The organism is Bradyrhizobium sp. USDA 4452 (assembly GCF_054063575.1).
Genome location: NZ_JBSSGK010000001.1, coordinates 2,096,725 through 2,121,527, shown reverse-complemented (window position 1 = coordinate 2,121,527; position 24,803 = coordinate 2,096,725). Strand labels below are relative to the sequence as shown.

The following is a 24,803-nucleotide window of genomic DNA, read 5'->3' as shown; positions in this document are numbered from 1 at the left end:
TGCACCGGTATTGGCTTTGATGAGGTGAGCGACGGCAGCCTAGCACAACCTGCCGGCTTCCACTGTGCATGGGGAGGCCGCTCGCGTGTGTCGGGGGTGCCGGGCCTGATCGCCACCGGCCGGTCCCCAAATCGGGCGCCCGACGGCGCGATCTCCCATGGACAGCCCACCCGATGTGATAGAATTATAACACAATAAGTTGCAAAAATAACACGATGTCATCATCGCATCAGCGTCTCGCGCGGGCGACGGGAGGAGGATGGAATTGTCCGGTTCGATCGCGGCAGAGCCCCGGCCGTCGGCGTCGCTCTTGATGGTCGGTGGCATCAACAAGCGCTTCGGCGGCGTGCGCGCGCTGCGCGACGTCAACCTCGAGGTCGTCTCCGGCGAGGTTCACGCGCTGCTGGGCGAGAACGGCGCCGGAAAATCCACGCTGATCAAGATCCTCAGCGGTGTTCATGCCGCCGACAGCGGCACGATCGAGATCGCGGGCAGAGCCGCGACGTTCGACAGCCCGGCAAGATCGCGCGAGGCGGGGATCGCCGTCGTCTATCAGGACCTCAGTCTCGTCGAGTCCCTGAGCGTCGCCGACAATCTGCTGCTCGGCCGCGAGCCGCGTGCGCGGTTCGGCTTTGTCCGCAAGCGCGAGCTGATGACCAGGGCCGAGACGTTCCTGAGCGAGCTCGGCATTCCGCTCGATACCAAGGCGACGGTCGGCTCCCTGCCGTTCGCCTATCGCCAGATGACGGAGATCGCCAAGGCGTTGATGGGCGAGGTGCGGCTGTTGATCCTCGATGAGCCGACCTCCTCGCTGACCTCGGATGAGGTCCGCATCCTGTTCGATGCGATCGGCAAGGCGACGCGCCGCGGCGTCGGCGTGATCTACGTGACGCATCGGCTCAACGAGGTGTTCGAGATCTCGCAGCGTGTCACGGTGCTGCGCGACGGCGCCAATGCCGGCACCTTCGTCACTGCCGATACCGACATGAAGCGGCTGGTGAATGCCATCATCGGAACCGATCGGTCGGCGCCGGCAGTATCGCGGGCCGCACCAGCGGCAGCGCGCACGTTCGATTCAGCGCCGGTTCTGTCCCTGTCGGGCGTCTCCAACGACCGGCTGTCCGCCGTTGACTTGTCGGTGATGAAGGGTGAAATCCACGGCCTTGCCGGTTTGATCGGCAGCGGGCGCACGGAGGTACTGGAGACCATCTTCGGGCTTCGGCCGGCCGGGAGCGGCACGCTCGAGATCGACGGCCGGCCGTGGCTGCCGAAGAGCGCTGCGGATGCGATCGAACAGGGCGTCGCGCTGGTGCCCGAGGATCGGCATGTGCAGGGCCTGGTCCTCGATCATTCGATCGAACGCAACATCACGTTGCCGCGGATTCCGCATTTCTCGCGCTGGGGCTTCATGCAGCAACGCGCCGCCGCGCGGCGTGCGGAAACGGCCGTCGCGCGGCTTTCGGTGAAGGCGCAAGGTGCGTCCAGCCTGGTCAGGACGCTGTCCGGCGGCAACCAGCAGAAGGTCGTGTTCGGAAAATGGAACGATCCACGGCCGCGCGTGCTGCTGCTCGACGAGCCGACGGTCGGCGTCGACGTCGGCGCCCGCGAGGAAATCTACGGCGTGATCCGCAATGCCGCCCGCGAAGGGACTGGAGTCCTGATCGTCTCGTCGGATCTCGTCGAATTGATCGAACTCTGCGACCGCATCTCCGTGATCGTCAACGGACGCGTGGCGCGGACGCTCAATCGCGGCGAGATCGATGATGCCGAAGAGCTGCATCATCTCCTGCAGATCTACCAGGCTTCAGGACAAGGCGTATTGCAAGAGCTGCCCGCATGACCGAACTCACCGCGCCCAATGTCGTCGCCGCGTCGACCCGAACCGATCGGCGCCGCAAGCTGTTGCAGAATCTGCTGCGGGGCGAGCGCCCCTACATGCTGTACCTTGCCTTCGTCGTGCTGCTGGTCGTGTTCAGCCTGTCATCGCCGTGGTTCCTGTCGGTGGACAATTTCCTGAATATCGGACGCCAGACCACGCTGGTGTCGATCATCGCGGTCGGCATGACATTCGTGATCATCGCACGTCAGATCGATCTGTCGGTCGCATCGACACTGGCGCTGTCGGGCATGGCGGCTGCGCTCGCCATGAGCCAGATCAGCAACAGCTGGATCGTCGGCGCCGCCGCCGGGCTCGGCACCGGCGCGCTGGTCGGGCTGCTCAACGGCATCCTGACCACGCAGCTCTCGATCCCGTCCTTCCTGGTCACGCTGGGATCGCTGAGCATGGCGCGGGGGCTGGCGATGATGGTGACCAACACCAAGCCGGTCATCATCACCAACGAGACCTATTTCGCAATCTTCGGCGAAGGCACGTTTTTGGGCATACCGGTTCCGATCGCCTGGACGCTGGTGGCGATGATCGTCGGCATCCTGCTGCTGCACTACAACGTGTTCGGCCGTCGCATCTATGCGGTCGGCGGCAATCCGACCGCAGCGCTCTATTCCGGCATCAACACCAAATGGGTGACGACCGCGGCCTTTGTGCTGACCGGCGCGCTGGCCGGGCTTGCGGCGCTGGTGCTGTCCGCGCGCTCGCACGCCGCGCGGCCCGACGTCGTGCAGGGCATGGAGCTCGACGTCATTGCCGCCGTGATCCTCGGCGGCTGCAGCCTGTTCGGCGGGCGCGGCTACATCCTCGGAACGCTGTTCGGCAGCCTAATCATCGGCACGCTCAATAACGGCCTCGTGCTGCTCGGCGTCAGCTCGCCGCTGCAGCTAGTCATCAAGGGAGCGATCATCGTCGCCGCGGTCGCCTTCACGAAGCGCTAGAGCACGACCCGGAAAAGTGTAGGGGCAAGGTCGCCGGCCTCCGGTCAATCGGCGACCAAAAAAGGGAGGAAACAATGAAGCCAATCTTGCGACAAACCCTGCCGCTGACCGCGCTGATCGCGGCGACGGCCATTTCGATCGCCCCCTCGGCGCGCGCCGAAGTGCCGGCAACCTGCGTCAAGGGCGTCGATCTCGCGACGCTTGGACCGAAATCGATCGTCGGCCAGGGGCCGCACGGCGAGAAGGCTGCCTCGCCCGAGGTGCTCGCGCTGTCGGACGCCGACGCCGCCAAGGTCAAGGAGAAGCATTTCAAGGTCGGCATCTCGATGCAGACCGTCAACCTCGACTGGGCGCAGCTGCAGATCCAGGGCATCACCGATACGCTGAAGAAGTACGGCGTGACGGTGACCGGCGTCGCATCTGCCGAATATCAGGTCGACAAGCAGATCGCCGACATCGAGAACACCATCCAGCAGCATCCGGACGGCATCATCTCGATTCCGGTCGATTTCACCGCGACCGCACCGACCTACAAGAAGGTCGCCAAGGCCGGCATCAAGCTGGTGCTGATGGACAGCATTCCGACCGGTCTGAAACATCCCGAGGAATACGCCTCGATGATTTCGGCGGACAATTTGGGCAACGGGCAAATCGCAGCCCAGATCCTGGCCTCCTGCATGCCGCAGGGCGGCACCATCGGCCTCGTCAATTTCGGTGTCGTCTATTTCAGCACCAACGAGCGCACCAAGGGCATCCGCGAGTGGATGCAGAAGAACCGTCCCGACATCAAGATGAAGCAGGTCGACTTCACCGACCCTCCGAAAGTGTCGCAGATCGCGGGTGACTTCCTCACCGGCAATCCTGACATCAAGGGCCTGTACGCGGTCTGGGATCAGCCGGCGCTCGATACGCTGAGCTCGATGCGCGCGCAGGGCATCGACATTCCCGTCACGACCGTCGACCTCGGCTTGCAATCGGCGATCGAGATCGCCAAAGGCGGGCCGCTGAAGGCGACCGGGTCGCAACGCCCCTATGATCAGGGCGTCGCGGAGGCGATGGCGATGATGAATGCGTTGCTGGGCAAGGAAACGCCGGCCTGGGTCGGCGTGCAGTCGCTGCCGGTGACGCAGTCCAATGTGCTGGAATCCTACAAGACGGTGTTCAAGAAGGAGCCGCCGCCGGAGCTGACCGACGTCTGCAACAAGGCGAAGCCGGCCTGCAACTAAGCCGAAGGAGTTCGATGCGTGGTCCCGCGAGCCCGCGCATCGTATGCAGCCTGATCCGGGCGTGCCAGCCCCCGCCCGGGTCAGGTTGCGCTGGTGACGTACTCGACGGGAAGGCTGCGGAAGTGCTTGCGCATGTCCGCTGACGCCGCGCCACCGACGATGATCCGCGAGAACGCGCCGATATCGGAGAAGAACGCCGATTTGAGGCTGCCGAGCTTGCTCGCGTCGATGACGAGGATGCTCTCCATCGCGGTCTCGATGACGGCCTGCTTGACGGCGACTTCGTGAAAATTCGAGCAGCTCGCGCCGCGGGTCCAGTGCACGCCGCCGGCGGAGATGAAGGCCTTGTTGATGCCGAGCCGCCGCAGATAGGACAGGCCGTCGTCCGATGCAAACGACTGCGACGAGGGATGGTAGAGCCCGCCCATCAGCATCACCTGCGTGGCCGGCCGCCGCGTCACGATCGAGGCCACGTTCATCGAATAGCAGATCACCGAGAGCGGCAGATCCTCGGGCAGGCAGTCCGCCAGCGATTGCATCGTGGTGCCGCAGTCGATGAAGATCGTATCGCCTTCCTTGATGGAGGCGGCGGCAGCCCGACAGGCGAGACGCTTGTCCTGGGTGTGCTGGTCGATCTCCTGCTCGAACGTGTACTTGATCCCGGTCGGCGACGCGGCATTGACGACGTAGCCGCCGAGCAAGGCGAGTGCGGCTTCCGGACCGGCAAGGTCGCGCCGCACCGTCATTTCGGAAACCTTGAGAAGCTCGGCGGCGTCCTTCAGATGCAGCGCGCCACTCGATTCGACGGCGCGGCGCAGCCTCTGCAGGCGCTGGACGCGTGTCTCGCTTGGTCGTGCGTTGGAAGTTTCAGCCATTTTGTTCGCCGAGCTTGCTTATCCGATTGACAATGATCTTACAATGTTGTGAGTTTAGCAACGTCGATTTGTTATAATAATAACATCCAGTCCGGGCGGGCTGATCCGGTGACGAGACGACGTCGTTCTCGGCATGCGGCAAAGCCCGCGGCAAGGTCAGAGGAGGATCACATGTTGCGATCGGCACATTCAATCTATCTGGCCGCCCCGTCGATTCGCTAGGACTGCACGGCGCCGCCATGACGCAAAGCGTCTTCATACAAAATCCATCCCCGTTGGCCGTGCAATCGCCTTCCCCGGGAGGCGAGCATATTCCTCCGCTGCCGCGCAACAGCGGCCGTGCGTTAGAGATGGACTGGATCGACGACATCAGGATCAACCTGTCGGCCGCCGAACGCCGGGTTGCGAGCCTGCCGGGCCGGCGAACCGTGAAGAAGGACGCGCAGGCGGCGTGGCTGCTCAAGGCAGTCACCTGCATCGACCTGACGACGCTCAACGGCGACGATACGACCGAGCGGGTCAAGCGCCTCTGCGCCAAGGCCAAGGCGCCCGTGCGCGGCGATGTCATGGAGAAGCTCGGCTTTGTCGGGCGCGCCCTGCATACCGGCGCAGTGTGTGTCTACCATCGGTTCGTCGGCGCAGCTGTCGAAGCGCTCCATGGATCCGGCATCCCGGTCGCTGCGGTCTCGACCGGGTTTCCCGCAGGCCTCGTGCCGCATGAGCTGAAGCTGAAGGAGATCGAGGCCTCAGTCCGCGACGGCGCGCAGGAGATCGACATCGTCATCACGCGCGAGCACGTGCTGACCGGCGATTGGCGGGCGCTTTACGCCGAGGTCCGGGATTTCCGCGCGGTCTGCGACAACGCGCATCTGAAGACGATCCTGGCCACGGGCGACCTCAAGACGCTGCGCAATGTCGCCAAGGCCTCGATGGTCTGCATGATGGCCGGTGCCGACTTCATCAAGACCTCCACCGGCAAGGAGGGCGTGAACGCGACGCTGCCGGTGACGCTGGCGATGCTGCGGATGATCCGGATCTATCAGGAGCGCACCGGCTACAAGATCGGCTTCAAGCCGGCCGGCGGCATCTCGACGGCAAAGGACGTGCTCACCTACCAGTTCCTGATGAAGGAGGAATTGGGGCGCGACTGGCTCGAGCCGGATCTGTTCCGCATCGGCGCCTCCAGCCTGCTCGCCGACATCGAGCGGCAGCTCGAGCATCATGTGACCGGCCGCTACTCGGCTTTCAACCGCCACCCCGTGGGATGAGACTCCAGCGATGAGCGTCGCAAACTATTTCGAGACCATGGAGTATGGCCCCGCGCCCGAGGCGGATGGCGAGGCGCGCGCCTGGCTGGCGCGACATGGCGCCACGTTCGGGCATTTCATCGCCGGCAAGTTCACAGCGCCGCATGCGAGCAAACATCTCACGACAAGCGAGCCTGCCACCGGCAAGACGCTGGCGCGCATCGCGCAGGGCGACGCTACCGATGTCGAGGCGGCGGTCAGCGCCGCGCGCACCGCGCAAGTCGCGTGGGCCAAGCTTGGCGGTCACGGCCGCGCGCGTCATCTCTATGCGTTGGCGCGGATGCTGCAGCGTCACGCCCGGCTGTTCGCCGTGCTGGAGGCGATCGACAACGGCAAGCCGATCCGCGAAACTCGCGATCTCGACGTGCCGCTCGCCGCGCGTCATTTCTACTATCACGCGGGCTGGGCGCAGTTGCAGGACCGTGAATTCGCCGATCAGGTGCCGATCGGCGTGATCGGCCAGATCATTCCGTGGAATTTCCCGCTGCTGATGCTGGCCTGGAAAATCGCGCCGGCGCTCGCCGCGGGCAACACCGTGGTGCTGAAGCCGGCGGAGTTCACCTCGCTCACCGCGCTGCTGTTCGCCGAACTGTCTGCGGACGCCGGGCTACCGCCGGGCGTGCTCAACGTCGTCACCGGCGACGGCGCGACGGGTGCACTGCTGGTAGAAAGTCCCGGTGTCGATAAGATCGCCTTCACAGGCTCGACCGAGGTCGGGCGGCTGATCCGCCAGTCGACCGCAGGGACCGGAAAATCGCTGACGCTGGAGCTCGGCGGCAAGTCGCCGTTCATCGTGTTCGACGATGCCGATATCGATGGCGCGGTGGAAGGCGTGGTCGACGCCATCTGGTTCAACCAGGGCCAGGTCTGCTGCGCCGGCTCGCGGCTGCTGCTCCAGGAAGGCATTGCGGAGACCTTCCGCAGGCGGCTGATCCGCCGCATGGAGACGCTTCGCGTCGGCATGCCGCTCGACAAGGCGATCGACATGGGCGCGGTGGTCGCCCCCGTGCAGCTCGAGCGGATCAAGGCATTGGTCGAGACCGGGGTGAAGGAGGGCGCCGAGAAATATCAGGCGTCCGCCGCGCTCCCGGCGGAAGGATGCTTCTATCCGCCGACCCTGCTCTGGAACGTGCACCCATCCTCGACGGTTGCGACCGAGGAGATTTTCGGGCCGGTGCTGGTGGCGATGACATTCCGCACGCCGGACGAGGCCGTGATGCTCGCCAACAACACGCGCTACGGCCTTGCCGCGAGCGTGTGGAGCGAGACGATCGGGCTTGCGCTCGACATCGCGCCGAAACTGCTGGCGGGCGTGGTCTGGGTCAATGCGACCAACCTGTTCGACGCCAGCGTCGGCTTCGGCGGCTATCGCGAGTCCGGCTTCGGCCGCGAGGGCGGTCGTGAAGGCATGTACGAGTATCTCAAGCCGAAGGCCTGGAGCGGGCGCAAGGCGCGGGCCAAGGCATCGCCGCTGCCGACGGCGTCCGCTGCTGGCGCCGGATTTGACGTGCCGCCGATCGATAGGACCGCAAAACTGTTCGTTGGCGGCAAGCAGGTGCGTCCGGACGGCAATTATTCGCGCGCGGTGCTCTCGCCGAAGGGCCGGCGTCTCGGCGAAGCCGGCGAGGGCAATCGCAAGGATATCCGCAATGCTGTGGCCGCGGCGCGCTCCGCCGAGGGCTGGGCGCGGGCGACGTCGCATAATCGTGCCCAGATCCTCTACTACCTTGCCGAGAATCTCTCCGCGCGCGACGACGAGTTCGCCCGGCGCATCGCCGACATGACCGGCATTTCGGCAGCAAAGGCGCGCGCGGAAGTCGATGCCAGCATCGAGCGGCTGTTCAGCTATGGCGCCTGGGCGGACAAATTCGAAGGGGCCATCCATGCGCCGCCGCTGCGCGGCGTGGCGCTGGCGATGCATGAGCCGATCGGCGTGGTCGGTGTCGCCTGTCCAGACGAGGCGCCGCTGCTTGCCTTCATCAGCCTCGTGGCGCCGCTGATTGCGATGGGCAACCGGGTCGTCGCTGTACCGAGCGAGCGGCATCCGCTCGCCGCAACCGACTTCTACCAGGTGCTCGAGACCTCGGACGTGCCGGGCGGCGTGGTCAACATCGTCACCGGTGACCGCAATGAGCTGGTCAAGGTCCTTGCCGAGCATGACGATGTCGACGCGCTCTGGGCGTTCGGATCGCAGGACGCCTCGACGGCGGCCGAACGATACTCGATCGGCAATCTCAAGCGCACGCTGGTCGATCACGGCCACGCGATCGACTGGTACGACAAGGCGGCGAGCGAGGGGCCGATCCTGCTCCGCCATGCGGTGCAGGTGAAGAACATCTGGATTCCGTATGGTGACTAGAGGCGTCTCGCGACGGTGATACGATTGAGGGATCCGGACCGTCAGAGTCCGGCGATTTTGAAGACAAGGGAGGGACGCAACATGCTCAAGGGCATCAATCCACTGCTCAATGCCGACGTGCTCTATGCCCTGCGGGCGATGGGGCACGGCGATCGCCTGGTGGTGTGCGACACCAATTTCCCGGCCGACTCGATCGCGCGTCAGAGCGTGCTCGGCCGGCTGCTGCGCATCGATAATGTGAGTGCCGCCAAGGCGGTCGAAGCCGTTCTCTCCGTGATGCCGCTCGATACATTCGTGGACGATGCCGCTGTTCGCATGGAGATCGTCGGGCAGCCTCAGGAAGTGCCCGCCGTGCAGCGCGAGGTGCAGGCCGCGATCGATCGCGCCGAAGGACGATCATGGCCGCTGGTCGGCGTCGAGCGCCATGCATTCTACGAGAAGGCCAAGGCGGCCTATTGCGTGATCGCGACCGGCGAGCGGCGCTTCTACGGCTGCTTCCTGTTCAGCAAGGGCGTCATCGCGCCGGACGGGGAGTGACAACATGAGCAAGAAAGGCGTCGCCGTCCTCGGCGTCTTCGTCGTCGACCTCGCGTTCCGCGCCGGCAACATGCCGGCGATCGGCGAGACCATCGCCGGCTCGGGATTCGCGATGGGGCCCGGCGGCAAGGGATCCAACCAGGCTGTCGCGGCCGCACGGGCCGGTGCCAGCGTGAGCTTCATCTCGCGGATCGGCAGCGACGCTTTCGGCGAGCTTGCGATCAAGACCTGGGAGGTCGAGGGAATCCGGCCGCGCGTCGCCAGGACGGCGGACGCGCCGACCGGCGCGGCATTCATCTACGTCCACGAGACACGCGGCGATAATGCGATCATCGTGGTGCCGGGCGCAGCGGGCGGGATCGGTCCGGCCGATGTCGATGCGGTGGCGGACGCCATCCGCGACTCCAGCGTGTTCGTGACCCAGCTCGAGCAACCGGTCGATGCGGCGCGGCGCGGGCTCGAGATCGCGCGCGCCGCCGGCAGCATCACGGTGTTCAACCCGGCGCCGGCCATCAAGTTCGATAGCAGCCTGTTTGCGCTCTGCGATTATGTCGTTCCTAACGAGACCGAAGCTGAAGGGTTGACCGGCATTGCGGTGAGCGATCTCGCCGGCGCCCGCCGCGCCGGCGATGCCTTGCTGGCGAAAGGCGCCGGAACGGCGTTGATCACACTCGGCGAGCGCGGCGCGTTGTTTCATGCGCGGGACCGCTCGCTGCACGTGCCGCCGTTTGCCGCCGGCAAGGTGGTCGAGACCACCGGCGCGGGGGACGCCTTCGTCGGCGGCTTCGCGGCGGCGCTCGCGGACGGTGCTGACCCGCTCGAGGCCGCGCGGTTCGGGTCGGCCACGGCCGGCATCTCGGTGACGCGGCCGGGCACCGCGCCCGCTATGCCGCAGCGCGCGGAGATCGACGCGCTGCTGAAGGGATGATCGCGCGATGATGCGGAACGATCCGATCAAGCATGTCTTCATCTGGCCGGCGGTGCTCGTCGTGCTGGCGATCTCGATCTTTCCGCTGATCTATTCGCTCACCACGAGCTTCCTGAGCTATCGCCTGATTCCGCCGATCCCGCCGCGGGTGGTCTGGCTCGGCAATTATGCCACGCTGTTGCAGGAGCCGCGGTTCTGGAGTGCGCTATTCACGACGACGCTGATCGCCTTCATCGCGGTCGCCTTGCAATACGCGATCGGTTTCGGCGTCGCCCTGGCGCTGAATGCGCGGGTGCCGGGCGAACGGCTGTTTCGTGTCGCCCTGCTGCTGCCGATGCTGCTCGCGCCCGTCGCGGTCGCGCTGGTCGCGCGCATGATGTTCAACCCGACGATGGGGCCGCTCAACCAGCTGCTGTCGAAGTTCGGTCTGGTCAACCTGCCGTTCCTCACCAATGGACATTGGGCGCTCGCCTGCATCATCGCGGTCGAGGTCTGGCAATGGACCCCGTTCGTGATCCTGATGATGCTGGCCGGTCTGCAGACGCTTCCCGAAGACGTCTATGAGGCCGCCGAGCTCGAGAATGCCAGCGCCTGGCAGCAGTTCTGGGGCATCACCTTTCCGATGCTGCTGCCGATCTCGGCCGCGATCGTCTTCATCCGCCTGATCGAGAGCTACAAGATCATGGACACGGTGTTCGTGATGACGGGCGGCGGGCCGGGCGTCGACACCGAGACGCTGACCCTGTTCGCCTATCAGGAGGGCTTCAAGAAGTTCAATCTCGGCTACACGTCGGCGCTCAGCTTCCTGTTCCTGATTGCGATCACGATCATCGGCGTCGCCTATCTGGCGCTGCTGCGGCCGCATCTGGAGAAGCGCCGATGAGCGGACATGGCTTGACCGGACTGTCGCCATGGAGCCGCCGCGTTGTCGCCGTCGGCGTTTTCCTCTGGTGCCTGATCACAGTATTCCCGCTCTATTGGGTGGTGGTGACCGCGTTCAAGACGCCGCCGGGCGTGGTCGGCGGGCCGACCTATCTGCCGTTCATCGACTTCACGCCGACCTTGCAGCCCTTCATCGATCTCTATCAGGGGATCCGCGGCGAGTTCTTCCGGACCTTCCTCAACTCGACGATCGTGGGCCTGTCGGCGGCGGCAATCGCGACCGCGATTGGCGCGATGGCGGCCTACGCGCTGGTGCGGTTCGAATTCAAGGTCCGCCTTGGTGCGGGGCTCGTGTTCTTCGTGCTCGCGCTCGGCGGCTATCTGCTGTTCAACGCGACGTTCGGATTCACCCGCCCGCAGGCTTTGTTGCTCGCGTTTCCGATCGCGCTGGTCGCTGCCGTCGTCGCCAATCGGCTGCCGTTGCCCGGGCCGATCCTCGGCAATGAGGACATCCTGTTCTGGTTCGTCAGCCAGCGCATGTTCCCGCCGATCGTCACCGCCTTTGCGCTGTATCTGCTCTACAGCGAGATCGGCCGGCTCGGCTTCCAGTTGATCGACAGCTTCGTCGGCCTGACGCTGTGCTACGTCGCCTTCTCGCTGCCGATCGTGGTCTGGCTGATGCGCGATTTCTTCGAGGCGGTGCCGATCGAGGTCGAAGAGGCGGCGATGGTCGACAACGTGCCGAGCTGGCGCATCTTCTTCGGCATCGTGATGCCGATGTTGATGAACGGGCTGCTGGCGACGTTCATGATCACGCTGGCCTTCGTCTGGAATGAGTTCCTGTTCGCGCTGTTCCTGACCAATTCCAGATGGCAGACGCTGCCCATCCTGGTGGCGGGACAGAACAGCCAGCGCGGCGACGAATGGTGGGCGATCTCGGCTGCGGCGCTCGTCGCAATCGTTCCCATGATGATCATGGCGGGCCTGCTCAGCCGGATGATGCGGTCGGGCCTGCTGCTCGGGGCCATCAAATAGCAAAAAACTGTGTAGGGAGGATGAGACGATGTTGCGACGAAAGTTCCTGATGCTGACCACCGCGCTGGCGATGGCCTGTGCCGCGAGCCAGGCGAATGCGGCCTGTAGTCCGGATTACACCGGCGTCACCCTGACGGTGGCGTCGCAGACCGGACCGTATATCGCCTCCGCGCTCAAGCTTGGCGCTGACGAATGGGCCAAGAAGACCTGCGGCAAGGTCAATGTCGTCGAGTTTCCGTGGTCCGAGCTCTATCCGAAGATCGCGACATCGCTCACGGCGTCGGACGCGACGTTCGATCTCGTCAGCTTCGCGCCGGCCTGGCTGCCCGACTTCGTTCCCTATCTCAGCGAGATGCCGAAAGAGATGCAGTCCGGCAAGGACTGGGACGACATCGAGCCGGCCTATCGCGAACGGCTGATGGTGTGGGAAGGCAAGATCTACTCGCAATCGATGGACGGCGACGTCCACACCTATACCTACCGCACCGACCTGTTCGGCGATCCCAAGGAAAAGGACGCGTTCAAGGCCAAATACGGCTACGACCTCGCGCCGCCGAAGACCTGGAAGCAGTATCTCGACATTGCGGAGTTCTTCCAGCGGCCGGACAAGGGCCTGTGGGGAACGGCGGAAGCCTTCCGCCGCGGTGGTCAGCAGTTCTGGTTCTTCTTCAGCCACGCGGCCGCCTACACCAACAATCCGAACTATCCGGGCGCGATGTTCTTCGACCCCGAGACGATGGACGCGCAGATCAACAACCCGGGCTGGGTGAAGGGGCTCGAGGAATACATCCGCGCGTCGAAGCTCGGGCCGCCCAACGCGCTGAACTTCTCGTTCGGCGAGGTGAACGCTGCCGTGGCCGGCGGCCAGGTGGCGGAATCGATCGGCTGGGGCGACACGGGTGTCATCGCGGCCGACCCGAAGCAGTCGAAGATCTCGGGCAAGGTCGGCTCGGCGATGCTGCCCGGTTCGGACGAGATCTGGAACGCCAAGACCAAGAAGTGGGACAAATTCCCGAGCGTGCTTCCGGGCCCGTTCATGGCATTCGGCGGCTGGCAGATCGCGGTGCCGAAGGCCGGCAAGAACCAGCAGGCGGCGTGGGATTTCGTCAAGACGCTGACGAGCCCCGAGGTGTCGGGCCAGGCGGCGATCACCGGAGGCAGCGGCGTCAATCCCTATCGCAAATCGCACACCGCCAACCTGCAACTGTGGCGCAAGATATTCTCGCCGGAAGAGGCCAAGGAATATCTCGGCGCGCAGTCGGACTCCATCAACGCCAAGAACGTCGCGCTCGACATGCGGCTGCCGGGCTACTTCTCCTACACCGAGGTGGTGGAGATCGAACTCGGCAAGGCGCTGGCCGGCCAGACCACGCCGCAGGCGGCGCTCGATGCGATGGCCAAGGAGTGGAACCGGCTGACCGACGAGTTCGGCCGGGCCAAGCAGCTCGCGGCCTATCGTGCGGCGATGGGCCTGCCGCCCAAGAACTAGCTTTCAACCGAGGCGTCCCGGATGATGCGCGAGCCTCATCCGGGACTTGACTTGCCGTCGAAGGGACGGAAAAGGATTCCATGGCGCACGTCGAGATCGAGAACGTCAGCAAGGCATACGGACCCTACAAGATCATCGAAGGGCTCGACCTCAAGGTGGCCGACGAGGAGTTCGTCGTGCTGGTCGGCCCGTCCGGCTGCGGCAAGACCACGACATTGCGCATGATTGCGGGACTGGAGGCCGTCACCGAAGGGACCATCCGCATCGGCAGCCGCGACGTCACGCAGTTGCGCCCGGGCCTGCGCAACTGCGCGATGGTGTTCCAGAACTACGCGCTCTATCCGCACATGACGGTCGGCGAGAACATCGGCTATGGCATGAAGGTGCGGGGCGAGTCGCGCGCCAGCATCGAGAAGGCCGTGGGTGACGTGGCGCGCGTCCTAGACCTCGAGCAATATCTGCAACGCCGGCCCAAGCAGCTTTCCGGCGGACAGCGCCAGCGCGTCGCGATCGGCCGTGCCATCGTGCGCAGCCCGGATGTGTTTCTGTTCGACGAGCCGTTGTCCAATCTCGACGCCAAGCTCCGCATCGAGATGCGGACCGAGATCAAGGCGCTGCATCGCCGGCTCGCCAAGACCATTGTCTACGTCACGCACGATCAGGTCGAAGCCATGACGATGGCCGATCGCGTCGTGGTGATGAACAAAGGCCGGATCGAGCAGGCCGCCGATCCGATCACGATCTACGAGAAGCCCTCTAACCTGTTCGTCGCGGGCTTCATGGGTGCGCCCAGCATGAATTTCATCCATGGCGAAATCGTAGCCCGCGACGGCGCGCTCACCTTCACCGAGCCGTCCGGTACGGCGTTGAGATTTCCCAAATCGCGAGAGGCAGCCTATGCGGGCAGCGTCGGCAAGCCCGTGGTGCTCGGCGTGCGGCCCGATCATGTGTTGCCGCAAGGCGCGCCGGCGGGTTCTTCGATCCGCCTGCTCGTGAAAGACGTGGAGCCGCTGGGGCCGCACACGCTCGTGATCGGGACCGTCGGCGCATTCGCGTTCACGGCGCAGATGCCGGTCGGCGTCGCCGCCGAGCCGGATCACGTCATCGACGTCGCGCTCGATCTCGAGCGAACGCATCTGTTCGACAAGACGTCAGGGGCGGCTATTTGCTGATCTGCTCTCGCAACGGCAGCAGGCTTGCCGGCACTGGAAAGAAGAGACCAGCGCTCCGGACATAACGCTCGGCCCCGAGCAGGGTACGACTGAGATTGACCTCCGGCTGGCGAGCCAGAGTGGGCGTTCGAACGCCCTCGGAGCCGCAACGGGGGCTTTACCGGCGAATTGACCAGAACATGGGCTGAATCGGTTCCTGCCCTGCATCTGGGCGCGAATCGAGGCGGCTTCATCGGAAATCGCACGGCGAGCCGCCCATGGCGGCTTCTGACGCGATTGTTTTCCATGTTATCACCTGATCCGTCGAAACTGCCCGTGCATGACCTGCACGAGCCCACGAGCCTGGATATTGATGATGTTGTCGCTTCCCAAGACCAAAATACGCGTGCTCCTGCTGGAGGGCGTGAATGATTCCGCGGTCCGGATGTTCGAGGCGAACGGCTATACCGAGCTGCAACGTCTGCCCAAGGCGCTGGGGCCCAAAGAGCTCAAGCAAGCGCTGTCGGGCATCCATATGCTGGGAATTCGGTCGCGGACGCAGTTGACCGCAGAAATCCTCGAGGCCGCCGACCGATTGCTCGTCGTCGGCTGCTTTTCGGTCGGCACCAATCAGGTTGATCTCGACGCCGCGCGAAAGCTCGGAATCCCCGTGTTCAACGCGCCATACTCCAACACCCGCAGCGTGGCGGAGCTGACCATCGCCGAGATCGTCATGCTGTTCCGCCGGATCTTTCCGCGTTCGGTCTCTGCGCATGCCGGCGGCTGGGACAAGTCTGCCGAGGGTAGCCGCGAGGTGCGCGGCAAGACGCTGGGCATCGTCGGCTACGGCAACATCGGCTCGCAGCTGTCGAACCTCGCCGAAGCCATGGGTATGCGCGTGATCTATTTCGATCAGACCGACAAGCTCCGCCACGGCAATACCGAGCCCGCTGAGTCGCTTGACGCGCTGCTCGCAGCAAGCGACGTCGTATCGCTGCACGTGCCGGAGACGCCGGCCACCGCCAACATGATCGGCGCAGCCCAGCTCCAGCTGATGAAGCGTGAAGCCTATCTGATCAACAATTCGCGCGGCACCGTGGTCGACCTCGATGCGCTGGCGAGCGCCCTGCGCGAGGAGCGGCTGGCGGGTGCCGCGGTCGACGTGTTTCCGATCGAGCCGGTGTCGAACGAGGCGCGTTTCGTCTCGCCGTTGCAGGGCCTGCCCAATGTGATTCTCACGCCGCATGTCGGCGGTTCGACGGAAGAAGCGCAGGATCGCATCGGCGGAGAAGTCGCGCGCAAGCTGATCGATTATTCCGATGTCGGGTCGACGTTCGGCGCGGTCAATTTTCCGCAGGTGCAATTGCCGGCGCGGCCGACCGGCACTCGCTTCATCCATGTTCACCGCAACGTTCCAGGCGTCATGCGTCAGGTCAACGACGCGGTTTCCCGGCACGGGATCAACATCCTGGCACAATATCTCCAAACCGATCCGGAAGTCGGCTATGTCGTGCTCGAAACCGACGTTGTCGGCGGTGAGGGCGAGGCACTGCTCGCCGATCTGAGAGCCATCGACGGCACCATCCGCGCGCGGGTGCTGTACGACCAGACCCGGCCGCAGGGCTGATCGACCGCGTCAATCCGCCGAGAAGCCGAACGGAACGCTCGAGGTTCTGAAATCGTCGGGGAGAATCTCCCGTCCGATCGGCGGCGCCGACCGCGCCGCGCATCTCGGGCGATGGCAGACCCGGCATGCGACGCCGATCGGGGTCGGCTCGTCCGCGTTCGGCCCCTGTCCGTCGCGCGTATAGATCAACTGGCCGGCATGCTCGGCGGCGCAGCCGATCGCGATCGCACGCTCGACGCGGATGGCGCCGAACGCGCCGCCGCCGGCGGTCACGGTGCGGGCGATCGAGAAGAACCGCTGACCGTCGGGCAATTCCAGCCATTGCGTCACGATCTGCCGCGGCGTCTTGAAGATATCGTGCACCGACCATAGCGGACAGGCGCCGCCGTGCTTGGCAAACGGGAAGCCGGCGCCGTCGAGCAGCTTGGAAATGTTGCCGGCGGGATCGACGCGGATCAGGAAGAACGGCACCTTCTCGAGCCCCGGCCGCTGCAGGGTCGTGACGCGGTGCGCGGTCTGCTCGAAGCTGGTGCCGAACTGGCGCGCCAGCGCCTCGAGATCGTAACGGCGCGTCTCGACCGCTTTAGCAAACACCGAGTACGGCATGATGAGCGCGGCCGCCGCATAGGCCGCGAGTGCGCGGCGGGCCAGCAACTCGGCGCTCTTGCTGGTAAACTTGCCGTCTTCCACCGCCGCGCTGATCTCGCCTTCCAGTTCCAGATAGGCGAGTTGCTTGGCGAGCTGGAAATTGAGGCCCGCGGTATCGAGCGAATCCTCGAGCAGCAATTGCCTGCGATGCAGGTCCAGTCGCCTGACTGAACCGAGCATGACGTTGGGCGGCAAATAGCGGACCTGGAGCTTGTGACGCTCGCGAAGCCGTTCGATGAATCCGGCCGGGCCCGCAGGTTCGTGGACCAGGCGCTCGGCGGCATCGTCGAGGTTGGCGAAGTTGTTGCGGCGCGCGGCGAGGAATCGCCTGACCTCCGCGACGGGATCGTTGGCGTCAAAATTCTCGCCCGGCAGCAAGGCAGCTCCCGCCAGATCCGGTGCGCGCCGCTCGGCAAGCGCCAGCTGCTCTTCGCGATAGGCGGTGTAAAGGCGCAGGAAGGCTTCGGTCATTCCGGGATAGCTGACCGCGAGGTCGCTGACCTCGAGCGCGGGGATGTCGATGTCGGCGAACATCGGCTCCTTCAAGATCGACTGCATGCGCGCGGTGTGATCGGCGCCGCCGTCGCCGGCGAGGTCGGCCAGATCGATCTTGTAGGTGCGGGCCAGACGAAGCAGCATGTCGGCCGTCACCGGCCGCTGATTGCGTTCCAGCAGCGCGACATAGGGGGCCGAGATTTCGAGGTCGGCGGCCATGTCGGCCTGGGTCAGCCCGAGGTCGCGCCGCAGCCGTCGCAGCCGCGGGCCCATGAAAACGGAACGGGCGCTTGAGGTTACCATTGTCTCATCCAAGACTTGTAAAATTCTTACAACAATACATCGGTATCTTGTAAGTTATGACAAGTTTTCCGCGCCAGGTCTAGCTCCCGATGACGCCGCGCGTCACAAACGGTGCAGTTATTTCGTCACCGAAGGGATCACGGACATGAACTTCCAACCGCGCGGGATCAGCGACCGGGCCATCCAGGGACCGGCTTCGTATCAGAGCGAGATTGAGGCGGCCGAAGCGCTGCTCAAGACCAAAGACACCTGGAACGGCGTCACCGCCGAGGCCGTGGCGCGCATGCGCCTGCAAAACCGCTTCAAGACCGGTCTGGATGTTGCCCGCTACACGGCTGCGCTGATGCGCGCCGACATGGCCGCCTATGATGCCGACAGCACCAAGTACACCCAGTCGCTCGGCTGCTGGCACGGCTTCATCGCCCAGCAGAAGCTGATCTCGGTCAAGAAGCACTTCGGCAATACCGACCGCCGTTACCTCTATCTCTCCGGCTGGATGATCGCTGCGCTGCGTTCCGAATTCGGCCCGCTGCCCGACCAGTCGATGCACGAGAAGACCTCGGTGCCGGCGCTGATCGAAGAGCTCTACACCTTCCTGCGCCAGGCGGATTCCCGTGAGCTCAACGACATCTTCCGCGCGCTCGATGCGGCGCGCAAGGAAGGCGACAAGGCGAAGGAAAAGGCGCTGATCGAGAAGATCGACAACTTCCAGACCCACGTCGTGCCCGTCATCGCCGACATCGATGCCGGCTTCGGCAATGCCGAGGCGACCTACCTGCTCGCCAAGAAGATGATCGAGGCGGGCGCCTGCGCGCTGCAGATCGAGAACCAGGTCTCCGACGAGAAGCAGTGCGGCCACCAGGACGGCAAGGTCACCGTGCCGCACGAGGTGTTCATCGCCAAGATTCGCGCCTGCCGCCACGCATTCCTCGAGCTCGGCGTCGAAGACGGCATCATCGTGACCCGTACCGACTCGCTCGGTGCCGGCCTGACCCAGCAGATCGCTGTGAGCCACAAGCCCGGCGACATCGGCGACCAGTACAACAGCTTCCTCGATTGCGAGGAAGTGACGGCTGCCAATGCGCGCAACGGCGACGTCATCATCAACCAGAACGGCAAGATGATGCGTCCGAAGCGGCTGCCTTCCAATCTCTACCAGTTCCGCCCCGGCACCGGCGCGGATCGTTGCGTGCTCGACTGCATCACCTCGCTGCAGAACGGCGCCGACCTGCTCTGGATCGAGACCGAGAAGCCGCATATCGAGCAGATCGCCTCGATGGTCGACCGCATCCGCAAGGTCATCCCGAACGCCAAGCTTGCCTACAACAACTCGCCGTCGTTCAACTGGACCCTCAACTTCCGTTGGCAGGTCTACGACGCGATGAAGGAAGCCGGCCAGGACGTCAGCAAGTACAACCGCGCCGAACTGATGAAGGCGGAGTACGACGACACCCCGCTGGCCAAGGAAGCCGACGAGCGTATCCGCACCTTCCAGGCGGATTCGGCCAAGCGCGCCGGCATCTTCCATCACCTGATCACGCTGCCGACCTATCACACCGCTGCGCTGTCGACCGACAATCTCGCGAAGGAGTATTTCGGCGAGCAGGGCATGCTGGGCTACGTCAAGAATGTGCAGCGCGCGGAGATCCGTCAGGGCATCGCTTGCGTCAAGCATCAGAACATGGCGGGCTCCGACATCGGCGACGATCACAAGGAGTACTTCGCCGGTGAGGCTGCCCTCAAGGCGGGCGGCGCCCACAACACGATGAACCAGTTCGGCTAATTTTTCGACGGGTCATAGCGACCATCGGCTGGACAGGCGGGATTGCGAGGCAGTCCCGCCTGTTCTCTATTTGGCGGGGCGGTTTCGACCATGCTGACGCGGTCGGGATCGACCCGTTCCGCTTGCAAACCCTCTCAAGGCCTCGAGCATGTGTGGAGGTTCACGTATTCCACGCGCGCATGATACCCTACGAACTTGAGGGAATGCCGTGCGATGGCTATCGGGCACTACGCATCTGCCGTCACCAGCTCCGCCGTGATGGAGCGGCTCAAGCCGTTCGATCCACGCGTCGTCGGAACGCTGCCGCTCGACCTGGCCGTAGCCGGCAGCGACATCGATGTCGTCTGTCATGCGTTCGATCCGGACGCGTTTGCCGAGACCGTCTGGGCCCACTATCGATCGGCCGCTGATTTCGCCCTCTACCGATGGACCTCGGAAGCGCGGCCGGTGATTGCCCGATTCGTGTGGGACGGTTGGCCGTTCGAACTGTTCGGTGACCGGCGCCCGGTCGACCGGCAGCCGGGCTGGATTCATTTCGATGTCGAACGGCGGTTGCTTGCGCTAGATGACGGACGGCTGCGGCGAGCCGTCGGCAAATTGCGGGCGGACGGCCTCAAGACCGAGCCTGCGTTCGCCGCCGTGCTCGGGATATCGGGCGATCCCTATCGTGGATTGCTCGAACTCGCGACTGAAACGGACAACGCATTGCGGGCACGGCTCGCGGCGTGCGGCCTCGGCTGATGGCGCGGTCTATTCGCCCGGAACGAGGCGGCCCATCGGCGGCCGAACGAGGCGCCGGTGCTTGCGGCGCGACAGATAGAGCAGCAAGCCGGTCACGGCGAACAATGGCATCATGGCGGCGGCCAGCATGAAGGCGAGCTTGCCGGGCCACCCCAGGATGGCGCCGCGGTGTATGTCGAGCACGCCGGCAAGGACACGCTCGCCGAACGTCTTGTCCGCGTAGCGATCCGACGAGATCACGTGCCCGGTGACGGCATCGATCCGGAATTCGTCACGCACGCTCTCGAGCGACGAATCCCGTGGCCATGACCGCACGCGCACGGCCGTGCCCGCGCCGGCCGGCAGGGTCAACAGGACCCGCCCGTAATCGTTCTTCTCTTGCTGCAGGAACGTGGTCCAGACCCGATCGAAGGCGAGCGATTTTGCCTCGGCGCTGCTGTCGGTCTTGGCCTCGCGCTTGTCCGCAGCCGCGCCGCGCGGTGGCTTGGGCTGCATCCCAGCATCCGTGGGCTGAGGCCGCGCCAGGAGCCAGTTGGCGCCGGCCTTGTACCACTCGAACGAGTACCACAGGCCGGTCAGCGTCATCACCAGATAGACCGGCAGCACCCAGGTGCCGATCACGGCGTGCAGCGAGCGGTGCAGGCCGCGCCCGCGCAGGCCGAGGTTCGGCTTCAGCCATATCTTCACGCTGCGCGCGCGATGCGGCCAGCGCAGCACGAGGCCGGTGATCAGCATCACGATCAGGCCAATCGCGGCAGTGCCGGTGATCTTGCGTCCCATGCCGTTGCCGTCGCCGGCCAACAGCAGCCAGCGATGCAGCTTGCGGACGGTCGCGAAGAAGTCCTCGCCGGACGGCGAGCCGAGCACATGTCCGTCATAGGGGTCGACATAGACCGAGGATGGCCGCGCGCCGCCTTCGCTGCGGGCGAAGCGGATGCGTGCGGCCGCTGACGGGTCGCTTGCCATCGTCACGGCGGAGCCCCTGCCGAAGTCGCCCGCCGACTGCAGCCGTGTGACCAGCTCATCCGGTGTCAGCCGCCGCCTCGCACTGGCGTCGACGCGCATGATGTGGCTGTTCAGGCTGGCCTCGATCTCGTCCTCGAAGGCCATCGTCGCGCCGGTGAGGCCGACCACCGCCCACAGCAGCGCCAGCGCGAGGCCGGCGAGGGAATGGACCTGCAGCAGCGCGGCCTTGATTGGGCGTCGGACATCACTCATCGAATCCGGCCTTTCGGATCAGGGCGATTGCGGCAGCCTGATGTGAAGCGATCTGGTCAATCGGCAGAGCATCGGCAGCGAACGATCCGATTTCCGCCACGATCGGCGCCTGCTTTGCGGTCTCCAGCACCGGGTATTCCAGCTCGGCGGCGGAGAAGATCGTCTGGGCCTCGGGTGTGACGAGGAATTCGAGGAACGCGCGCGCCGCGGCCGGATGCGGCGCGTGGCGGGCGATCGCGGCACCCGTCAGGTTGACGTGACTGCCGCCGCCCGCGAACGCCGTCGGCACCGCCTTCACGGTCTCCGCCCATCCGCGCCAGTCATTGCCTTCGCGGCCGTCGCGAAGCTGCGCGAGCGCGACCGTGTTGCCGATCCCGATGTCGCAACGTCCTTCCGCGATCTCGCGGACCACGTCGTTGTCCTTGCCGGCCGGCTTGTGGGCAAGATTGTGCTTCAGTCCGCCAAGCCAGCTCTCCGTCGCATCTGTTCCGTGATGCGCGAGGTAGGCCGCGATCAGCGCGACATTGTTCTGGTGCGCAGCCGGCCGCATGCACAGCTTGCCATGCCATTTGGGATCGGCGAGCTCTTCATAGGTGATCGCGGCGAGCGCGTCATCCTTGCGTGCGAACACCACACGCGGACGGATTGCGAGCGCGATCCACTGGCTGCCGTCGCCGCCGCGCAGGTTCGCCGGCACCGCCCGCTCGAGGGGCGGTGATGCCAGCGCCTGCGTCAGCCCGCGCGCGGCAAGCTGGGCCGTCTTGTCGAGACCGATGGTCAGCAGGACATCCGCGGCGGAATTGTCGCCCTCGGACATCAGTCGCTTGACCAGGCTGTCCTCGACGAAGACGGTCGTGACCTTGGTGCCGGTCGCTGCCGTGAACGCCGCGACGGCAGGCTCGAGCAGATTGGCTTCGCGGGTGGAGTAGAGCGTCAGCTCGTCGGCGCGGACCGCGGTGCAGGCGTACGCGAGCGCGGCCAGAGCGGCCAGCAGTCCGATCGCTATCCGTGCCGTGGCCATGCTAGAATTTCACCGTCGCCGAGAGCGAGAAACGCCGCGCGTCGCCCATCGCCACGGCCAGATTGCTGACGGCCGAGGGATAATAGACGGTGTCGAACAGGTTCTTGACGTTGAACTGGTAGATCACCGGGAACGCCTGGACCTTGGTCTCGTAGGTGGCGAAGACATCCGCGACGGTGTAGGCCGGCAGCGCGAAGCTGTTGGCGGCATCGCCGGGCCGGTCGCCGACATAGCGCGCGCCGCCGCCGAGACGCAGCCGACCAGGCAGCGTGGTGCCGAAATCATAGACCAGATAGAGCGAGGCGGTGTTGAGCGCGACGTTCTGCAGCGCCTTGCCGACGAGCACCGGATCGTCGGTGACGCGCGCGTCGGTATAGCCGTAGCTCCCGATCATACTCCAATTGTCGGTCAGCCTGCCGGTCACGTCGAGTTCGACACCGCGGGAGCGAACCTTGCCCGCGGTGCGGTACTCGACGATGCCGGTCGCAGCGTTGAGCTGCGAGACCAGCACGTTCTTCTTGTCGATGTCGTAAAGCGCAAGCGTGCCGGAGATACGCTTGTTGAAGTCGAACTTGACGCCGGTCTCCCACTGGGTGCCCTCTTCCGGGGCGATGTTGGAGCCGATCACGACGCCGCCGCTGAGCGGTGCAATGGTCGAGGTCGGCTTCAGCGACTGGGTGTAGCTCGCATAGAGCGAGACCTCGTCGGTGAGCTTGAGAATCGCGCCGCCGAGCGGCAGCGCCTTGTCCTGCGAGACGTTGGTGTTGGTGATGAAGGGGCGTCCCTTGCCCGCGATCTGGTCGTATTCCATGTAGCGCACGCCGCCGACCAGCGCGAAGCGCTCGGTCAGGTGCACCGTGTCCTGGAAGAACAGCGACCACTGGCCGAGCTTGTCGGTCTGGGCGCTGTCGGTAGCGGACACCGTGGTGCCCGGCGTGATCAGGCCATAGGCCGGATTGTAGAAGTTGAAGCTCGGCGTCGCCTGCCGGATCAGATTGTCGCGGTAGATCGTGCGATACTGGCCGTCGCCGCCGAACAGCACCTCGTTGCGGATGCTGCCGAGCCAGACATTGCCCTGCAGATAGGAGGTGCCGTAGCTCGCATTGCTGAGCGAGCCCTGCGTGCCGTCATTGCTGCGGGTCTCGACGCCGGTCTTGGTATTGATGCCGGTGATGCGAAGCTGGTTGGCGCTGAATGTCTCGGTGTTGTAGCTGTAGGCCGCGAACAGCTTCCAGTCCTGGTTCAGGCGGTGTTCGACCGAGGCCTGCATCAGGTCGGAAGTGCCCCACACGTTGTTGAAGGGCTCGTCGAGCCGGCGCGTCGCCGGGATCGCTAGCGGCGCCTTGGTCGCGGAATCGAATGCCGTGCCGCGGTCGAACGGCGTGATGAACTCGCGGTGCTCGTAATTCAGCTGCACGGTGGTGCTGTCGCCGTACCAGGCCAGCGATGGCGCCACCAGCATTTCGCGGTGACGGCCGAAATTGCGCCAATAGTCCTCGCTCACGCCATAGCCGATGAAGCGATAGGCGAGGCCGCCATTGCCGATCGGGCCGGTAATGTCGATGTTGCCGTCGGCGCCGTTTTTGTTGTTGGCGAAGGTCGAGCCGAGCAGGGTGACCGAGCCATGTTGATAGAGCTCGGGGCGCTTGCTGATGGTGTTGACGATGCCGCCGGGATCCATGATGCCGTAGAGCAGCGATGCCGGGCCTTTCAGCACCTCGACGCTCTCGACCGCCGTGTTGAGGCTGCGACCCTGCACCAGCGGCATGCCGTTGCGCATGATCGAGCCGTCGCGGTTGTCGCCGAAGCCGCGGCGCATCACCGCATCCTGGGTGCCGGCCAAAGTGTTGCCCTGGGTGACACCGCTGACATTGGCGAGCGCGTCATCGAGATTGCGCGGCAGCTGATCCTTCAGCACCTGCTCAGGCACGATGTTGACGGTTTGCGCGGTGTCGAGCGGTGAGGCGCCGCTGCGCAAGGTGGTCGAGCTCGGCATCGCGCGATAGTGCAGCTTGGCTTCGTTCAGCATGGCGGCGGCAGCGGCAGCGCGCTCCGAAGGTGTCGGTGGCGCCGGTTGCGCATTTCGACTGCGCTGCCGTGCCGCGGCGGCCGCCTGCGTTCGCTGCGCCGGCTTCGCCGCAGCGGCGGGCTTGCGCTTCTGTGTTGGTTGGTCGACCGTGACCGGCGGCAAGGGGACGCTCGATTGGGCGCTTGCCGGCGTCACCGCGGAGGAGATATCGGCGATAAGGAATGCCGCGCCGATCAGCAGGTGGGTGCGGCCCTTGTCGGCGGCATTTCGACGGTCGCCGACATTCCGGCCATCAGCATTCACAGGCACTCTTGCACTTC

General features: G+C 65.0%; 19 protein-coding genes. 14 read left to right on the top strand and 5 right to left on the bottom strand.

Annotation, left to right across the window (positions count from 1 at the left end; all coding sequences use genetic code 11):
- Positions 1 to 265: 265 nt before the first annotated feature.
- The 3 genes from ACVISU_RS10005 to ACVISU_RS09995 all read left to right on the top strand — a co-directional run bounded on the left by ACVISU_RS10005 (position 266) and on the right by ACVISU_RS09995 (position 4,055).
- Positions 266 to 1,840, top strand: a complete 1,575-nt coding sequence (locus ACVISU_RS10005; protein ID WP_456706823.1) for a sugar ABC transporter ATP-binding protein — start codon at positions 266 to 268, stop codon at positions 1,838 to 1,840.
- On the top strand, positions 1,837 to 2,829 hold the full coding sequence (locus tag ACVISU_RS10000) for an ABC transporter permease (protein WP_050401562.1): 993 nt from the start codon (positions 1,837 to 1,839) through the stop codon (positions 2,827 to 2,829). Before ACVISU_RS10005 ends, ACVISU_RS10000 begins: the two co-directional genes overlap by 4 nt.
- 74 nt (positions 2,830 to 2,903) lie before the next feature.
- On the top strand, positions 2,904 to 4,055 hold the full coding sequence (locus ACVISU_RS09995) for a substrate-binding domain-containing protein (protein ID WP_456706822.1): 1,152 nt from the start codon (positions 2,904 to 2,906) through the stop codon (positions 4,053 to 4,055).
- An 80-nt stretch (positions 4,056 to 4,135) separates the two neighbouring features.
- Here the strand turns inward: ACVISU_RS09995 and ACVISU_RS09990 are convergent, their stop codons facing one another.
- Positions 4,136 to 4,930 carry a DeoR/GlpR family DNA-binding transcription regulator gene (locus tag ACVISU_RS09990; protein ID WP_050401560.1) on the bottom strand — a complete coding sequence of 265 codons (795 nt, stop codon included), beginning with the start codon at positions 4,928 to 4,930 and terminating at the stop codon, positions 4,136 to 4,138.
- A gap of 350 nt (positions 4,931 to 5,280) precedes the next feature.
- On the opposite strand from ACVISU_RS09990, the gene deoC reads away from it, so the two are divergent.
- The 9 genes from deoC to serA all read left to right on the top strand — a co-directional run bounded on the left by deoC (position 5,281) and on the right by serA (position 16,245).
- Positions 5,281 to 6,198 carry a deoxyribose-phosphate aldolase gene (gene deoC, locus ACVISU_RS09985; RefSeq protein WP_456706821.1) on the top strand — a complete coding sequence of 306 codons (918 nt, stop codon included), beginning with the start codon at positions 5,281 to 5,283 and terminating at the stop codon, positions 6,196 to 6,198.
- Positions 6,199 to 6,208: 10 nt separating this feature from the next.
- Complete coding sequence (locus tag ACVISU_RS09980) at positions 6,209 to 8,596, top strand: aldehyde dehydrogenase family protein (protein ID WP_456706820.1); 2,388 nt, start codon at positions 6,209 to 6,211, stop codon at positions 8,594 to 8,596.
- 81 nt (positions 8,597 to 8,677) lie between these two features.
- Positions 8,678 to 9,133 (top strand): RbsD/FucU family protein, encoded by a 456-nt coding sequence (locus ACVISU_RS09975; protein WP_050401557.1) that lies wholly within the window; start codon positions 8,678 to 8,680, stop codon positions 9,131 to 9,133.
- A gap of 4 nt (positions 9,134 to 9,137) precedes the next feature.
- Positions 9,138 to 10,061: a ribokinase gene (locus ACVISU_RS09970; RefSeq protein WP_456706819.1), complete on the top strand. Its 924-nt coding sequence runs from the start codon at positions 9,138 to 9,140 to the stop codon at positions 10,059 to 10,061.
- A gap of 7 nt (positions 10,062 to 10,068) precedes the next feature.
- Entirely contained in the window at positions 10,069 to 10,944 is an 876-nt protein-coding gene (locus tag ACVISU_RS09965) for a carbohydrate ABC transporter permease (RefSeq protein ID WP_456706818.1), read from the top strand.
- Positions 10,941 to 11,978, top strand: coding sequence for a carbohydrate ABC transporter permease (locus ACVISU_RS09960; protein WP_456706817.1), 1,038 nt, complete (start codon positions 10,941 to 10,943; stop codon positions 11,976 to 11,978). Before ACVISU_RS09965 ends, ACVISU_RS09960 begins: the two co-directional genes overlap by 4 nt.
- Positions 11,979 to 12,009: 31 nt before the next feature.
- Positions 12,010 to 13,467, top strand: a complete 1,458-nt coding sequence (locus ACVISU_RS09955) for an extracellular solute-binding protein (protein WP_456710793.1) — start codon at positions 12,010 to 12,012, stop codon at positions 13,465 to 13,467.
- 80 nt (positions 13,468 to 13,547) lie between these two features.
- Positions 13,548 to 14,639 carry an ABC transporter ATP-binding protein gene (locus ACVISU_RS09950; protein WP_456706816.1) on the top strand — a complete coding sequence of 364 codons (1,092 nt, stop codon included), beginning with the start codon at positions 13,548 to 13,550 and terminating at the stop codon, positions 14,637 to 14,639.
- Between the two features lie 352 nt (positions 14,640 to 14,991).
- On the top strand, positions 14,992 to 16,245 hold the full coding sequence (gene serA / locus ACVISU_RS09945) for a phosphoglycerate dehydrogenase (protein ID WP_050401552.1): 1,254 nt from the start codon (positions 14,992 to 14,994) through the stop codon (positions 16,243 to 16,245).
- 9 nt (positions 16,246 to 16,254) lie between these two features.
- Here serA and ACVISU_RS09940 read toward each other — a convergent pair whose 3' ends face one another.
- Positions 16,255 to 17,691 carry a helix-turn-helix domain-containing protein gene (locus ACVISU_RS09940; protein WP_050401551.1) on the bottom strand — a complete coding sequence of 479 codons (1,437 nt, stop codon included), beginning with the start codon at positions 17,689 to 17,691 and terminating at the stop codon, positions 16,255 to 16,257.
- Between the two features lie 145 nt (positions 17,692 to 17,836).
- On the opposite strand from ACVISU_RS09940, the gene ACVISU_RS09935 reads away from it, so the two are divergent.
- Positions 17,837 to 19,474, top strand: a complete 1,638-nt coding sequence (locus tag ACVISU_RS09935) for an isocitrate lyase (protein WP_456706815.1) — start codon at positions 17,837 to 17,839, stop codon at positions 19,472 to 19,474.
- Positions 19,475 to 19,687: 213 nt separating this feature from the next.
- Positions 19,688 to 20,215, top strand: coding sequence for a DUF4269 domain-containing protein (locus tag ACVISU_RS09930; protein ID WP_050401549.1), 528 nt, complete (start codon positions 19,688 to 19,690; stop codon positions 20,213 to 20,215).
- A gap of 9 nt (positions 20,216 to 20,224) precedes the next feature.
- On the opposite strand, the gene ACVISU_RS09925 is transcribed toward ACVISU_RS09930, so the two are convergent.
- The 3 genes from ACVISU_RS09925 to ACVISU_RS09915 are packed head-to-tail and all read right to left on the bottom strand — an operon-like array spanning position 20,225 to position 24,786.
- Positions 20,225 to 21,433 carry a PepSY-associated TM helix domain-containing protein gene (locus ACVISU_RS09925; RefSeq protein WP_456706814.1) on the bottom strand — a complete coding sequence of 403 codons (1,209 nt, stop codon included), beginning with the start codon at positions 21,431 to 21,433 and terminating at the stop codon, positions 20,225 to 20,227.
- Positions 21,426 to 22,454 carry an extracellular solute-binding protein gene (locus ACVISU_RS09920; RefSeq protein ID WP_456706813.1) on the bottom strand — a complete coding sequence of 343 codons (1,029 nt, stop codon included), beginning with the start codon at positions 22,452 to 22,454 and terminating at the stop codon, positions 21,426 to 21,428. The genes ACVISU_RS09925 and ACVISU_RS09920 overlap by 8 nt, the downstream gene beginning before the upstream one ends.
- Before the next feature lies 1 nt (position 22,455).
- Positions 22,456 to 24,786, bottom strand: coding sequence for a TonB-dependent siderophore receptor (locus ACVISU_RS09915; protein ID WP_456710792.1), 2,331 nt, complete (start codon positions 24,784 to 24,786; stop codon positions 22,456 to 22,458).
- Between the last annotated feature and the right edge of the window lie 17 nt (positions 24,787 to 24,803).